This window comes from Burkholderia sp. FW306-1C-G01B, from assembly GCF_058781685.1.
The window spans coordinates 35,785-50,399 of record NZ_JBYSWZ010000016.1 but is presented as its reverse complement, the minus strand read 5'-3'; the positions used below and the strand labels follow the sequence as shown (position 1 = coordinate 50,399).

The window sequence follows — 14,615 nt, the reverse complement described above, 5'->3', positions numbered from 1 at the left end:
AAAGAGATGGCATTGCAATCGCTGGATATCAAGCGCGTCTCGGCCACCACGACGCCACCGCCCACGGTGCGCGAACCGGTGACCGGGAGCGTCGCGAAGCTGATCGACGTATCGAAGTGCATCGGCTGCAAGGCATGCCAGACGGCGTGCATGGAGTGGAACGACCTGCGCGACGAAGTCGGCACCAACGTCGGCGTGTACGACAACCCGGCCGACCTGACCGAGCACTCGTGGACGGTGATGCGGTTCTCCGAATACGAGAACCCGGCAGGCGACCTCGAATGGCTGATCCGCAAGGACGGCTGCATGCACTGCGAGGATCCGGGCTGCCTGAAGGCGTGTCCGTCGCCGGGCGCGATCGTGCAGTACAACAACGGGATCGTCGATTTCCACGAGGAGAACTGCATCGGTTGCGGCTATTGCGTGACCGGCTGCCCGTTCAACGTTCCGCGGATCTCGAAGAAGGATCATCGCGCGTACAAGTGCACGCTCTGTTCCGACCGCGTCGCGGTCGGCCAGGAACCGGCCTGCGTGAAGACCTGCCCGACGGGCGCGATCGTGTTCGGCACCAAGGAGGACATGAAGCAGCACGCGGCCGAGCGCATCGAGGACCTGAAGGAGCGCGGCTTCGAGCATGCGGGGCTGTACGATCCGCAGGGCGTCGGCGGCACGCACGTGATGTACGTGCTGCACCACGCCGATAAGCCGTCGCTGTACCACGGGCTGCCCGACAACCCGTCGATCAGCCCGATGGTGAAGCTGTGGAAGGGCATCGCGAAGCCGCTCGCGGTCGCCGGCATCGCGCTGACGGCGCTTGCCGGGTTCTTCCACTATGTCCGGGTCGGTCCGAACGAGGTGAGCGACGACGAGGAATCGGCCGCGCGCGACGAGGCGCGACGCATCAAGGAGGACGCGAAATGAAGCACGACGACCCCAACCTGATCGTGCGCTACTCGGCGAACGAGCGTACGAATCACTGGATCACCGCGATCACGTTCGTGCTGCTCGCGTTGTCCGGGCTCGCGCTGTTCCATCCGTCGATGTTCTGGCTGACCGCGCTGTTCGGCGGCGGCCAGTGGACGCGGATCCTGCATCCGTTCGTCGGCCTCGTGATGTTCGTGTCGTTCGCGATCCTGGTCGTGCGCTTCTGGCACCACAACGCGCTCGACGCGGACGACCGGCAGTGGCTGAAGCAGATCGGCGACGTGCTGACCAACCAGGAGGACAAGCTGCCGCCCGTCGGGCGCTATAACGCCGGGCAGAAGCTGCTATTCTTTACGTTGGTGGCATGCCTGCTGTTGCTCCTGCTGTCGGGGATCGTGATCTGGCGGCGCTACTTCTCGTTCTACTTCCCGATCGGGGTGATCCGCGCGGCCGCTGTCGTGCATGCCGTGGCGGCCTTCGTGCTGATCGCGAGCATCATCGTGCACATTTACGCGGCGTTGTGGGTGAAGGGCTCGATCGGTGCGATGGTGCGTGGCACCGTCACGCTGGGCTGGGCCCGCAAGCATCACCCGAAGTGGTTCCGTGAAAGCGTGAAATAACGCACCGGAGCGGGCGGCTCGCCGATCGCGGCGGGCCGCTCCGTCAGCCGTCGGAACCGCCCGAAGCGCCGATCCGTCGGCGCTTGTTTATTTGGAATACATTTCTGTGACACAACGCATTCTCGAACCGACCGAGATCTCGGCACTCGATCATTCGGCCATTCCGCGCTTTCGCCTGCCGGAGCGCGCCACCGCGTTTTCGGCGCGCGCCGCGCGGCTGCGCAAGCTTGCCGACCTGAACCCGATCAGCGGCTACCTGCGGCTGATGGCCACCGTCGCCGATGCGCAGCACGCGACATTGCAGACGCTGGAGCTGCCGCTGCCCTCGAAGGAAGCGATCGCGCGCGCGCAGCAGCATTCGATGCCGCTCGTGCCGGCGCTCGACGGCGAGCGCGATCCGCGCTGGCGCGCCGTGCTGTACGAACTGCTCGACCGCGTCGAAGGCGCCGGCCTCGTCAATCCGTCGCTCGCGAAACTGCTCGACCGGCTGCGCCTGACGGCGCCCGCCGAGCTCGACGCGCAGGCCGACGCGATCCTCGCGCTGCGCTTCGCCGAGGTCGACCCGGCCACCGCGCCGTTCCTGATGGCCGCGCTGCAGGTCGTATGGACCGATCTCGCCAGCCGCGTGACGCCGGCCGACGTTCCGTATCTCGACCAGCCGGGGCTGTGCCCGGTGTGCGGCTCGCATCCGGTCGCGAGTGTCGTGCGGGTAGGTGGCCAGTTCCAGGGCTACCGTTTCCTGCAATGCGGGCTGTGCACGACCGAGTGGCACATGGTGCGCACCAAGTGCTCGCACTGCGATTCGACGAAGGGCATCGCATACCACGGGATCGAGGGCGGCAGCGAAGCCGTCAAGGCCGAATCGTGCGACGAGTGCAAGACCTATCGCAAGATCGGCTACCAGGAGAAGGACTACGAGTTCGAGCCGCTGGCGGACGATCTCGCGAGTCTCACGCTCGACCTGTTGATGAACGAGGCCGGATACCAGCGCAGTTCGCCGAACCCGCTGCTGTGGCCGGATGTGTCGCGGGAAGCGGATTGACGGCACGGGGCCGGGGGCGGTGCGCGAGCGCCGGCTCCGGCCGACTGCGAAGCTGAGACTGGAGCCACTACTACGTGACCGGACCGGGTGTGAATGAACTGAATGCGGTGCTGGCGCGCGTACCGTCGGTCGAGCGCGTGCTGTCGTCGGCACCGCTGCAACCGCTGCTTGCCGACCATGGCCGCACGCGCGTGCTGAATGCCGTGCGCGCCGAACTCGAACGCTGGCGTACCGCCGCCCAGCACGATCCGATGGCGGCCGAGCCGCTCGACGAGCCGCGCATCGCTGCGGCCGTCGCGCGCACGCTGGCCGCGCAGAGCGCCGGCGCCGTGCGCACGGTGTTCAACCTGACCGGCACCGTGCTGCATACGAATCTCGGGCGCGCGCTGTTGCCCGACGAAGCGGTGCGCGCGGTGATCGACGTGCTTACGCGACCCGTCAACCTTGAATTCGATCTCGCCACGGGCCGTCGCGGCGATCGCGACGACCTGATCGACGATCTGTTGTGCGAACTGACGGGCGCGGAAGCGGCGACCGTCGTCAACAACAATGCGGCGGCCGTGCTGCTGACGCTGTCGGCGCTCGCGGCGAAGCGCGAAGTCGTCGTATCTCGCGGCGAGCTGGTCGAGATCGGCGGCGCCTTCCGGATTCCCGACATCATGAGTCGCGCCGGCGCCAGGTTGCGCGAGGTCGGCACGACCAACCGTACCCATCTGCGCGACTACGCGGACGCGATCGGCCCGCGCACCGCGCTGCTGATGAAGGTGCACTGCAGCAACTATGCGATCAGCGGCTTCACGAAGGAGGCGACGCTCGCCGAACTCGCGCCGCTCGCGCGCGAGCACGGGCTGCCGGTCGCCGTCGATCTCGGCAGCGGCACGCTCGCCGACCTGTCGTTATGGGGGCTGCCGCACGAGACGACCGTGCAGGAAACCGTCGCCGCCGGCGCAAACGTTGTCACCTTCAGCGGCGACAAGCTGCTCGGCGGGCCGCAGGCCGGCCTGATCGTCGGCGATCGCGCACTGGTCGCGAAGATCAAGAAACATCCGCTCAAGCGCGCGCTGCGCGTCGGCAAGCTGACGCTCGCGGCGCTCGAGCCCGTGCTGCGGCTCTACCAGGCGCCCGAATTCCTGCGCGACCGGCTCACGACTTTGCGTCTGCTGACGCGTCCGCAGCGCGAGATCGCCGAGGCCGCCGAGCGCGTGCGCTCGGCGCTGCAGGCGGCGCTCGGCAACGGTTTCGACGTGACGGTCGAACCGATGTTCAGCCAGATCGGCAGCGGCGCGCTGCCGGTCGATCAGCTGCCGAGCGCCGGGCTCGTCGTGCGCACGCCGGACGGCAAGCGCGGCGGCCGCGCGCTTGCCCAGCTCGAGAAGCGGCTGCGCGAATGGCCGCGCCCGGTGATCGGCCGCATCGCCGACAATGCGCTGCGGCTCGACCTGCGCTGCCTCGAAGCCGCCGACGAAGCGGCATTCGTCGCGCAATGCGTGCCGCCTGCGGAGCCCGCTGCATGATCGTCGGTACCGCGGGGCACATCGACCACGGCAAGACGACGCTTGTACGCGCGCTGACGGGCGTCGATACCGACCGGCTGAAGGAAGAGAAGGCGCGCGGCATCTCGATCGAACTCGGCTATGCGTATACGCCGCTCGAGAACGGCGATGTGCTGGGTCTGATCGACGTGCCGGGCCACGAGAAGCTGATTCATACGATGGCGGCCGGCGCATGCGGAATCGACTTCGCGCTGCTCGTGATTGCCACCGACGACGGCGTGATGCCGCAGACGCGCGAGCATCTCGCGATCCTGCAGCTGCTGGGCGTCACGCATGGCGCGGTCGCGCTGACGAAGTGCGATCGTGTCGACGCCGCGCGCGTCGCCCAGGCGCGCGACGAGATCGCCGCATGGCTGCACGACTCGACGCTGGCCGGCGCGCCGATTTTCGAAACCCGTGCGACGGCCGTGGACGATCCGGGCGTCGCCGCGTTGAAGCGTCACCTGGCCGACGCGGCGATCGCATGGCGCGCGCGCCGCGACGACGGCCTGTTCCGGCTCGCGGTCGATCGCGTGTTTACGCTCGCGGGGCAGGGGACCGTCGTGACGGGCACCGCGTTCGCGGGCCGCGTCGCGACTGGCGACACGCTCGCGATCGTGCGCACGGGCGGCGCGGCGCGCGTGCGCAGCATCCATGCGCAGAACCGGCCGGTCCAGGCCGGCCACGCGGGCGAGCGTTGCGCACTGAACCTGGCCGGCGTCGACAAGGCCGACGTCGAGCGCGGCGATACCGTCGCTGATGCGCGGCTCGCCGCGACGTCGCCGCGCGTGGACGTCGAGCTGACGCTGCTCGCGGACGCGGGGCTGACGTTGACGCACTGGGCGCCGCTGCACGTGCATCTCGGCACGCTGCATCGAGTCGCGCATGTCGCGCTGCTCGACGGCGACACGCTCGCGGCCGGCCAGCGGATGCGCGTGCAACTGGTATTCGACGAACCGGTGTTCGTGCTGCCGGGCGACCGGTTCATCGTCCGCAATCCGCAGGCGACGCGCACCGTCGGCGGCGGTCGCGTGCTCGATCCGTTCGGGCCGGCGCGCAAGCGCCGCACGCCCGCGCGTCGCGCGTGGCTCGATGCGCTTGCCGAGTGGCTCGACGCGGAGCGCCTCGATGCGCTGCTCGCGCAGGCGCCGCTCGGCATCCCGCGCGCGATGCTCACGCATCTCACCGGTTTCGCGCCGGACGCGCTCGCGTTGCCGGACGACGCGCTGGCGATCGGGCAACGCGATGCCGCGTCGAACGACGGCGCGGTGATTTCGCATGCACACTGGCGCACGCTGCAGACGCGGGCGATCGAGACGCTGCGCGCGTATCACGAGCGCATGCCCGACGAACAGGGGCTCGACGCCGCGCGTCTGCGGCGGATGGCTGCGCCGCTTGCCGGCGATGCGTTGTGGCGCGCGCTCGTCGATGCGCTGGTGTCCGGCGGCGAAGTCGCGCGAAGCGGGCCGTGGCTGCATCTGCCGTCGCATTCGGTGAGCCTCGATTCGCGCGAGGAGGCGCTGGCGCGGCAACTGCTGCCGCTGATTCATGCGGGGCGCTTCGATCCGCCGTGGGTGCGCGACCTGGCCCGCGACACGGGCGCGGCCGAGGACGCGGTGCGCACGCTGCTGCGCAAGCTCGCGCGGCGCGGCGACGTGCACCAGGTCGTGCGCGACCTGTTCTATCACGCGGATGTCGTGCGCGAGCTGACGGAACTGGTCGCGCACCTTGCGCCTTCGCGTGGCGGCGGGCTCGATGCCGCGACGTTTCGCGACGCGACGGGGTTGGGCCGCAAACGTGCGATCCAGATTCTCGAGTTCTTCGATCGGGTTGGGTATACTCGCTTCCACCGCGATCTTCACTTCCTGCGGCCTGACAGCGGTTGGGTGGGTATTCAGGCGTAGGCGCTCGTTGTTCCTTTGGTTGTTTTCCCCGAGGAAGGCATTCGTATCCGGTGGTACGGCTGGACTTCAAATCCAGTTGGGGGTGTCAGACACTCCCGGGTAGGTTCGACTCCTGCTGCCTTCCGCCATATGGGCCTTCCGTCCTGTTCCGATCTCTTCCGTTGACGTCCTCTACAATCTGTGCGCGCGCCACAACGTCTCGGAACAGACGTTCTATCGTTGGCGCAACAAGTTCGGTGGCATGGATGTGGCCGACGCCCGTCGGCTCAAGGATCTGGAATCGGAGAACGATCGGCTCAAGCGCCTGATTGCCGAGCAATTGCTGGTCATCGACGGCCTGAAGGAATTCAGCCGAAAAAAATGAGCCCCCCGACGGGCCGGCGCGAAGCGCTGGCCGGTCCATTCCTTACTTCAATGACCAACCCGATATACGCGGCCGCTATGCACGCCTTCCACGCTGCGTCGGTAGGCCATTGCCACACTTGCCGCCGGCACGCCTTCATAGCCGGGAAAGAACGGACCAAACCGGTCCATGGATTCGATCAGCACGGTCGGACTAACGGCGTTGATGCGGATGCCCCGGCGAAAGTCGCACGCCGCGGCACGCACGAACCCTTCAATCCCGGCATTCGATGCTGCGGCATGGGAACCCTGCGCAATCGGATCATCGACAGCGACGCCGGAGGTCAGCGTAATTGAGCCGCCATCGCTCAGGTAATGCTGACCAATCAACGCGACGCGCACCTGACTGAGCAATTTGTCCTGCAAGCCTCGATGGAAATCGGCTGCCGTCATTTTCTCAACTGGCGCCAGAATGACATTGCCTGCGGCTGCGACGATGGCGTCGACGGGGCCGATCTGCTCGAACAGCGCGCTCACGCTGTCATCGCGGGTGATGTCAACCTGATGATCACCCCGGGTACGACCGACACGAATGACGTCGTGTTTTCCGTCACGTGCAAGCTCATCCGCCACGGAACGACCAACGTCCCCACCGGCACCGATTACGACGATCTTCATAAATACTCCTTTTCGAATTCAGGTTGAAACGTCGCCATTCTTCCCCGAACCTAGGTAACCATAAATATGCTTTAATTTACGATACTACTAATCCACAGTTAGCAATATGGACAGACTGCGTGCCATGGAAACCTTCGTTGCCGTCGTGGAGGGAGGCAACTTCACCGAAGCAGCGCAGCGGCTGGACATATCGGCGGTCATGGTCGGCAAATATGTGCGCGAACTTGAAGAGCGTCTCGGTGCGCGCCTGCTGGAGCGCACTACACGGCGTCAGAGTCTGACTGATGCCGGCCGCGTTTTTTACGAAGACGCGAAGCGTGCGCTCGAACACATGCGTATCGCCGAAACATCGGTCGAGCGGCTACGCGCGTCACCGTCCGGCACGTTGCGTATCAGCGCGCCGATTACCTTTGGCGCCTGTGTCATCGCCCCGCTGGCCGCGACTTTCCGGCAGATGTATCCGCTCGTGCGTGTGGAACTGGATTTGAGCAATCGCAACGTCAACCTGATTGACGAGGGTTTTGATCTGGCGATCCGAATTGGTGAATTGGGCGATGCCGACCTGATTGCAAAGCCGTTGACCATGTACCGCATGGTGATCTGTGCGTCGCCGGGCTACCTCGCTCAATACGGGTGTCCTGAGACGCCACAGGATTTGAGCGCCCATCACTGCCTGTCTCATACGGTATGGAATAGTCGTAGCGGCTGGAAGTTCGGGGATGGGGACAGCCCGCGCTTGGCGACGGAATCGGTGTTCACATGCAATGACGGCAACGGCTTGCGCATGGCTGCAATCGCAGGCGCGGGATTGTTGCTGCAACCGGAGGTCCTGGTGGCCCACGATCTGGCAAGCGGAACGTTGGTACAAGTGCTGCAGGCCTACTCGCCCAAACCCCACCCCGTCCACATCGTGTACCGACACGACCGGCGCCCCCTGCCGAAGCTCACCCGATTTGTTGCGCATTTGCTCGAGCATGCGCCGGAGCGGGAAGCACCCTCGCGAGCTTTTTCCGCTTGATGGCACGTACGCAAAATGGTGTCCCCGCATCGGCTGACAGAAGTGCCTCCGGCTAGAACATAAACGCCAGCTTTCAAAGACGCACCAAGCGCTCGCGCAAACAGCATAGGACGAGGTGTCCCGGCGAGCGATTTCATCAATTCGTTGCATCGACGGGTTGAATCCGCAGCCAGGAAGAGACGTTCGACACCTTGGTTCAGATCGTCGACAATTTCGAGCAATCAATGTAGACGGCCACTGCTTCGCTCCGTCAACTGGCGACGGTTTTCTGCCATTTCTCAAGCACTCACCATGAACAAGTACGCTCTCGATACGCAACCATCCTCTTACTATTTGGGCCAGTTTACGGGATCGCCTCTTGAAATTCAGCCGCATCGTGAAGCTGGGCGTTACAAAATCGAGCACGGTGAATTTGTTGGAGCCGATGAGCGCGACTCATCAGCGATATTCTTGCCGTCGTGCTCGGAACGAGGCTGTTGCAAGATAAAGGCTGATTTTTTCGACTTTGAAATTTATGTGCCTAGTTGCGATTCAAGGATTGATCGTCGCTTTATCGATATTACCAGAGATGTTCTGGGCAATATTGTCGAGATGGACGCCGCTGCTCGATCGCTTCCGAAGGAAATGGATTGCGAGGAATATCTAGCATATGTTGACATCTCGCCTGACGAGGTTGAATTCCATTTGCCGGCATACTGCGCGACAGATTTCGACGACCAGGTTGACTTGAGATGGCCCGATACAATACTCATGAAGCGTTTGCTCAGTCAGTACGTCGACAGATCGTCTCTACAGCGCAGGCAATGCTCGACGGGTAGTTGAGCTTTCTGATCGGTTCGCGACGATTGGCTAGCTTGCGCCATGAGGCCAATGCGGCTGCCGACGATACAGACTTCCTGGTTTTCGTCGCCATCGATTCAGAAACCGATGCGTTACCGCTTGGTGCGTCCCGAGAGCATTGGGATCGAAGTGTCCTGGCCAAACTTGAGCCGGAAATCAAAGAAGCTGAACTGTGGGCATCTGCTGTAGGAACCGATGCATGCAAGTCGTTGATCGCACGATTTGGCCCGTAGAGACCAAACTACGCGAGGGTTCGCAATGGGTCGTACAGAGCCATCCGGGTCGCCCCAGACCCGCCATTCGATGTGACGCATGAATATCGACGTTGCAGAGGAAAGCGTTCTCGGGATAAAACTATCTTTTTATCGCGATCGTGCGATTGCGAGCCGAAACTGGTGATCGGCGCACCGCATCATCATGACCGCGCTCGTCGCGACAAGGCGGAAGGGTGTTGACAGCGGGCTTCGCGACGCCACGACCGGAGACAATTTTATTGCGCAGCGCATAACCTCAAGAATGCACGAGGAATTCCCTTCCTGTTGCCGATGTCCGGTGCCGAATCGACATCTTTGCTTCGCAAACGGTGACGATTTTATTTCGGTCTACGTTTCGCCAATTCGATCCGCCGCATCACAATTCAACACGGCAAACATCACAAATAGTTTCGAAAAAATTAACGACCATCACCAAAATATCAAATAACTAAAATATCAAAAAAATGATCTTGATATTGAGCGGCATGCCGATCGGAACTGGCGAAATTTCGGGGAGGCACTATCATCCAATATGAATAGCCGTACCGTTCCATCAACCCGATCCGGAGTGAAAGAAAAACATGGCCCAGACATATGCCGTCGTGTACGACACCTCGAAGAATTTCTTTATTGCCGTCAAGAATACTAGCGGGTTCTTTTATCATACCGACAACAACGGCAACGGCAATATCTATCCACCGGACGGCACCCCGATCAGGAACGGCCCTGGAGAGCCCGCGCTTCCCGGCGGAGGGCTCGCAGCGAACACCGATCCGGCGATCGGCGCGGCAAACGAATTTCAGGAGGAGACCGGCGTCGAGCTTCGCAAATTCGACGGAAAGTTGATGCCGAAAGAGTGGCATCACGGGACGGGCAAGTCCGAGTATTACGGCGTCTACTACCAGTTCTCGAACGCGGTATTCAACGATATCAGCGGCAAGGCAATTGCCAACCTCAAGACGGGCGCCGACGCAGCTGCTGCCATTGGCAATGGGAGAATCGGAACCTACAAGGACATTTTCAAAATATATCCGAATTGCCCGAAAGACAATGAACTCGCAACCGGCTCGATCTGGAATCTCGATAGGGATTGGAGCAAAATTCAAGCATTGAACAACAGCCAGAGCACCAACTGGTTCTACATTATTCTCAAGAATCTCAAGGATAATATTTAATAAGGACGATTTCCCGGCTGTAACGGGCGAGTAAGCAGCATCGGGACGACGTACTCCGCGTGTCGTCCCGATGTGCGGCGTCCACCTCATGGCAGGCGCACTGTACGGTCGGAATCGGCGCGCATTCACGCAGCGTCGCCGCGAATGCGTATCACGCACACGGCGTCGGACGCCGCCTTCCATCGAATTGACGCTTTCCAGCAGGTTCGCTTGATTGACGATGCTGTCGAGCAGGAAATCCGATCCGTTTCATATCGTCAAGAACTTGTTCCACCATCGCAAGGTGCGCTACAAGGGCTCGTCAAGAACACGGTGCAATGTTCGCTTTGGCGAACCTGGTGATCGCGAAGAACCTGCTGCGTGGAGTAATCGTATTTTTCATGCGAAAAATGGCGGCCGTCACCAGAATTCGACGCCTCGAGCGGCGGCTCGCTTGTACGCTGCAGCGTGAAAACCCTGCAGGTCGAAAGTGCGGCGATAAGTGTCCAGGTGACAGATTGCGGCGGCCTCGATAACAAATCGAGCTCGACGCCGCACGCGATCTCCGGTCGAGCGGCGGTGGTACTGCCACATAACCCAGCGTTTGAGTTGGTGCATTGAGGGAATGCGATTAATTCCTATTGGCGAATAATTTGAATTTTAAATGATCGTTTACCACTATTTGGGAAATAGAGTGCAAATTCTAGACTTTGGAAACGTCCTTCCTCGTGCCTGAGCGCGGACGATTTTGTACCCCGGCCGTGGTCCCTCTGCGGTCGGTTTTTTTTGCATATGGGGCCGGCGTGAGTAGAGGGACTACAACGGCATGGCTCATGTGAGGGGGCGTGACGGTTACGGGGCGCGCAGCGTAAGCTCACAATAAACCACGTGGCTTGTGCAAGGCGACTGGCCGTACGGCGTCGCGCATGCGCGCAGCATCCTGGTTGCACCAGTTCCCGCGGTCCGTCATACATCTCAAGAATCACATCCGCAGGTGATGGCGGCGAAGGGATCGCACTAGGCGGCGATCACACAGTTACGACCACGACGCTTCGCGCGATAAAGGCGCTGGTCGGCCGCCCGCAGGAGCGCGTCAATCGTGTTGCCGTCCTTCCCGAATTGCGATATTCCGATGCTCACCGTAATTGAGACACTACGTCCGATCTCACGGGCGAACGGGGTACTGGCGATTGCCGACCGGATGCGCTCCCCGACCGCGAGCGCGGCGTCGGGATCGGCTCGCGGCAGCAACACCATGAACTCCTCGCCGCCGACACGCGCGACGTCATCGTACGGCCGGATCGCGTCGAGGCAGGTCTGCACGAACCCTTGCAGAACCCTGTCTCCGACCTGATGTCCATAGCAGTCGTTGATCCACTTGAAATTGTCAAGATCAAGCGCTAACAGGGAAAATGGAGCGCTGTCCCGCTTCGCACGCGCGATTTCCGCTTCGACGCATTCGATGAATTTACGCCGGTTCGACGCACCTGTAAGCGGATCGGTAGCGGCCAGATGTTCGAGCGTTTGATTGGTGCGCTGCAGTTCCTGCAGCGCACTTTCCGTGCGCGCCATGGCCTCGGCAAGACGCGCCATCAACTCTTCCTGGCTGTAGATCGTTTCGAATGAACGTGTCGTGAGAAAGGCCTGGACTACCCCGTAGCTCAGCAGGAAGAACCCGCCTGCGAAGATCGCGTGTGCGAGCCACCACATGTGATTCCAGGGGCGTCCGAGGATGAAGGCGAGCGACGCGAGCGCGAACGCCGTAACCGAGATCCCATAGATCAGCATCAACGGGGAACGGATCCGCCGCAACATCAGGGTGGCAACGTTCAACGACGAAAGGACGAGGGCGCCGCCTTCCATCGACAGGCGCACACCGAGGTTTCCCGCGACGGAGGAGTTCGCAAGGAGCGCAACCAGCACGTCGACGACGAGAAAGGCCGCAACCCAAGCCAGCCACTGCCGGGTATCGACGCGTTTGCTGGTGGGGTCCGGCGGTTGCCTGTATGACAGCAGCCCGATCAGTAGCAGGACGGACATGACCAGCCGCGACGCCGGTCCATAGAGCAGGAATAGCCAGATGTTGTGGTGTGCGAACCCGGTGAAGGCGCCGTGTAGTGCGTATATCACCGCGAACCCGAAGAAGCCCAGCGTCATCCAGCGCAGCAACGGTTCGCCGGAGGAACGGTAGCACCGCCACGTCACATACGTGACAAAGAGACCCTCCAGCGTCGCCGCAGCAATCGCCATTTCATGAAATGCATGATTTTCAAAGTTGAGAGCGGGATCCTGGAAGAAAAACACGTAGCCAATGAGGCAGGCCGGGGTGAGGGCGAAGGCCACGAGGAGGAGGCGCGCGTAAGTCTGCGCTATCAGCCGGACGACCACGTTCGGGTCACCTACCGGCATGGACACGTTCACGTTCATAGCTTGTCTCCTTCGCCCCGTTCGTTATGCCTGACGGTGGCATTCCCGCCCGGCGATAGTGGATGCCCAGAGTCCCGAAGCCGCAAGCAGACGACGGATCGCACCAAATACGTCGGCCATGTCAACAGGCTTGCGAAGACATCATTCGTATCGCACGCAGTCCTGACCTCATAGCCTGCCGACGTACAACAGCACTTCCATGCTGCCGGTGCCTCGGGCTCGTCCTCAACCAGCCGTACCGTCGTCACAATTCATTCCCCAAAATTGCCTGCCTCGATACCGTTCTGTTACCGCCGGGACGCCCGATGTTTGAGGCTGATGCGGTGTCGCGGATCCGTGCAGTCGGTCCTCTGACAATGTCAGCTCTCGATCATGCCGGTCAGTACGCCACCGTTTGCGATATCGCAAGGGTTAGTGAATGGCGGTACATCCGGTCAAATTCGAGAATCTTGGCTGGCCGCTGAAACAGAAAACCTTGCGCGAATCTGATGCCGATCTCCTTCAAGGCCTCGCGCTGCTCGACTTCTTCGACGCCTTCTGCCACCACGGCCAGGCCCAGCTTGTTCGCGAGATAGACGATGCCTTCAACGAGCTGACGGGAGTGGCTTGCGGCGCCGGCGGACACCGCGATTCCAAGCGCTGCGCGCCGGCGCGACGCGACGCTTTCTCGCCACTGGGCGATTGCTGGCATTCGCTTCCCCCTTTGGGCTTTACCGTGCCTCGGCCTGAGCGGCGCACGCCAGGCGGAAACGATTATCCTCCGGTAAAACGGCACTTAAAAGAAATTAAATGATTTATAGAGCGGCATCGATTTTGCCGGGCCTGCCATGCATAGGTGGCGCCACGTCGATGGTGCGCGTTGCGTTAGAAGGACTTATGCGACAACAGGTTGCGAAACGGTGAATGAGTAAATAATCTGGGCGATTATTCCTGCAAGGACTTCACGCCAGAGTTTCGAGTGCCGCCCGGTTTCGGCTGCCCCCGCAGGGTGAGCGTGAGTCAGATGAGTCGTGCCTGCGGCACAAAAATCAGTCCCGCGCCGCGCATTAAGAATGCTCTAATACAATGATTTTTGAAGCAGTCGCCAGCAGACAATGCAGGCATCAATCGCGCCAAAACAATTGATATGAATAAATATTTGTGCGGGGCCGCATATGCGCTAATCTTTGCGTTAAAGAGCAGGACTTTACGTTGAAACGATCCGGCTCTTCCGATAGGTCGGCCACGCCATGTGCGATGGAGTGCCAGCGGCCTGTCATGACCATTTCCCACACGTAAATAGCGGGGGTATTACCATGACGCTCTTGCATTGTATGACGTCCTCGTCACGTTCCCATTGGGATGGCAGCCGCATCCTGCCAGACAGGAAGGCCACCCGCATCGCGCGGGGGGGCCGTCCGAAACTCTTTGCCGCCGGCGTTGGCCTTCTGGGGATTTTAGCGTTCAATCTGCCGGCCGTCGCCGCCACCGCTACCGCTACGATGGCGGTCACCGCGACGGTTGACTCTACCTGCCTGATCACGGCCACCCCGCTGGCCTTCGGCGCCTACGCGGGCACGCAGACGGACGCCACCTCCACCCTCTCGGTCACCTGCAGCAACACTACGCCGTATAACGTCGGCCTCGACGCCGGGCTGGCGACCGGCGCGACGGTGACCAGCCGGGCGATGACCATCACTGGTGCCAGCCTGCTCTACTCGTTGTTCCAGGATGCCGGGCGGACCACCAACTGGGGCAATACCGTCGGCACCGATACCGTGGCCGGCACTGGCACAGGCAGCGCCCAGGCACTGACCGTCTATGGCCGGATAGCGGCGGGGCAGTTTGTCACGCCGGGTGCGTACACCGACACGATCACGGCAACCGTCACCTATTGACCG

General features: G+C 62.0%; 13 protein-coding genes, 1 tRNA gene and 2 pseudogenes. 13 read left to right on the top strand and 3 right to left on the bottom strand.

The window, feature by feature from the left end:
• Positions 1-6 precede the first annotated feature (6 nt).
• The 7 genes and pseudogenes from fdxH to AC3WLY_RS27740 all read left to right on the top strand — a co-directional run.
• A complete protein-coding gene (gene fdxH / locus AC3WLY_RS27770) occupies positions 7-921 on the top strand; it encodes a formate dehydrogenase subunit beta (protein ID WP_034179967.1) in 915 nt (304 codons plus the stop codon).
• A complete protein-coding gene (locus AC3WLY_RS27765) occupies positions 918-1,544 on the top strand; it encodes a formate dehydrogenase subunit gamma (protein WP_059599523.1) in 627 nt (208 codons plus the stop codon). The genes fdxH and AC3WLY_RS27765 overlap by 4 nt, the downstream gene beginning before the upstream one ends.
• Before the next feature lie 106 nt (positions 1,545-1,650).
• Positions 1,651-2,586, top strand: a complete 936-nt coding sequence (gene fdhE / locus AC3WLY_RS27760) for a formate dehydrogenase accessory protein FdhE (protein ID WP_175958748.1) — start codon at positions 1,651-1,653, stop codon at positions 2,584-2,586.
• A gap of 74 nt (positions 2,587-2,660) precedes the next feature.
• Positions 2,661-4,100: an L-seryl-tRNA(Sec) selenium transferase gene (gene selA, locus AC3WLY_RS27755; RefSeq protein ID WP_492309328.1), complete on the top strand. Its 1,440-nt coding sequence runs from the start codon at positions 2,661-2,663 to the stop codon at positions 4,098-4,100.
• Entirely contained in the window at positions 4,097-6,022 is a 1,926-nt protein-coding gene (gene selB, locus AC3WLY_RS27750) for a selenocysteine-specific translation elongation factor (protein ID WP_492309329.1), read from the top strand. The genes selA and selB overlap by 4 nt, the downstream gene beginning before the upstream one ends.
• A 32-nt stretch (positions 6,023-6,054) precedes the next feature.
• Positions 6,055-6,150: transfer RNA gene (locus tag AC3WLY_RS27745), tRNA-Sec, on the top strand.
• A 47-nt stretch (positions 6,151-6,197) separates the two neighbouring features.
• Positions 6,198-6,415 (top strand): annotated as a pseudogene (locus tag AC3WLY_RS27740) (transposase); the annotation flags it as partial.
• An 18-nt stretch (positions 6,416-6,433) separates the two neighbouring features.
• Here AC3WLY_RS27740 and AC3WLY_RS27735 read toward each other — a convergent pair.
• Positions 6,434-7,042, bottom strand: coding sequence for a short chain dehydrogenase (locus AC3WLY_RS27735; RefSeq protein WP_492309330.1), 609 nt, complete (start codon positions 7,040-7,042; stop codon positions 6,434-6,436).
• A gap of 106 nt (positions 7,043-7,148) precedes the next feature.
• Between AC3WLY_RS27735 and AC3WLY_RS27730 the strand changes: the two genes are divergently transcribed.
• From AC3WLY_RS27730 to AC3WLY_RS27710, 5 genes and pseudogenes are all read left to right on the top strand, one after another.
• Positions 7,149-8,060, top strand: coding sequence for a LysR family transcriptional regulator (locus tag AC3WLY_RS27730; RefSeq protein ID WP_175958752.1), 912 nt, complete (start codon positions 7,149-7,151; stop codon positions 8,058-8,060).
• 291 nt (positions 8,061-8,351) lie between these two features.
• Positions 8,352-8,882: a hypothetical protein gene (locus tag AC3WLY_RS27725; protein ID WP_175958753.1), complete on the top strand. Its 531-nt coding sequence runs from the start codon at positions 8,352-8,354 to the stop codon at positions 8,880-8,882.
• Positions 8,879-9,133 carry a DUF2489 domain-containing protein gene (locus AC3WLY_RS27720; protein ID WP_175958754.1) on the top strand — a complete coding sequence of 85 codons (255 nt, stop codon included), beginning with the start codon at positions 8,879-8,881 and terminating at the stop codon, positions 9,131-9,133. Before AC3WLY_RS27725 ends, AC3WLY_RS27720 begins: the two co-directional genes overlap by 4 nt.
• Positions 9,134-9,735: 602 nt before the next feature.
• Positions 9,736-10,329 carry a hypothetical protein gene (locus AC3WLY_RS27715; RefSeq protein ID WP_492309331.1) on the top strand — a complete coding sequence of 198 codons (594 nt, stop codon included), beginning with the start codon at positions 9,736-9,738 and terminating at the stop codon, positions 10,327-10,329.
• A 223-nt stretch (positions 10,330-10,552) separates the two neighbouring features.
• A pseudogene (locus tag AC3WLY_RS27710) lies at positions 10,553-10,697 on the top strand (IS5/IS1182 family transposase); the annotation flags it as partial.
• Between the two features lie 628 nt (positions 10,698-11,325).
• On the opposite strand, the gene AC3WLY_RS27705 reads toward AC3WLY_RS27710, so the two are convergent.
• Entirely contained in the window at positions 11,326-12,735 is a 1,410-nt protein-coding gene (locus AC3WLY_RS27705; RefSeq protein WP_425131026.1) for a GGDEF domain-containing protein, read from the bottom strand.
• A 379-nt stretch (positions 12,736-13,114) separates the two neighbouring features.
• Positions 13,115-13,426: an EAL domain-containing protein gene (locus AC3WLY_RS27700; protein ID WP_425131025.1), complete on the bottom strand. Its 312-nt coding sequence runs from the start codon at positions 13,424-13,426 to the stop codon at positions 13,115-13,117.
• A 604-nt stretch (positions 13,427-14,030) separates the two neighbouring features.
• Between AC3WLY_RS27700 and AC3WLY_RS27695 the strand changes: the two genes are divergently transcribed.
• Positions 14,031-14,612, top strand: coding sequence for a Csu type fimbrial protein (locus AC3WLY_RS27695; RefSeq protein WP_425131024.1), 582 nt, complete (start codon positions 14,031-14,033; stop codon positions 14,610-14,612).
• Positions 14,613-14,615: the final 3 nt, after the last annotated feature.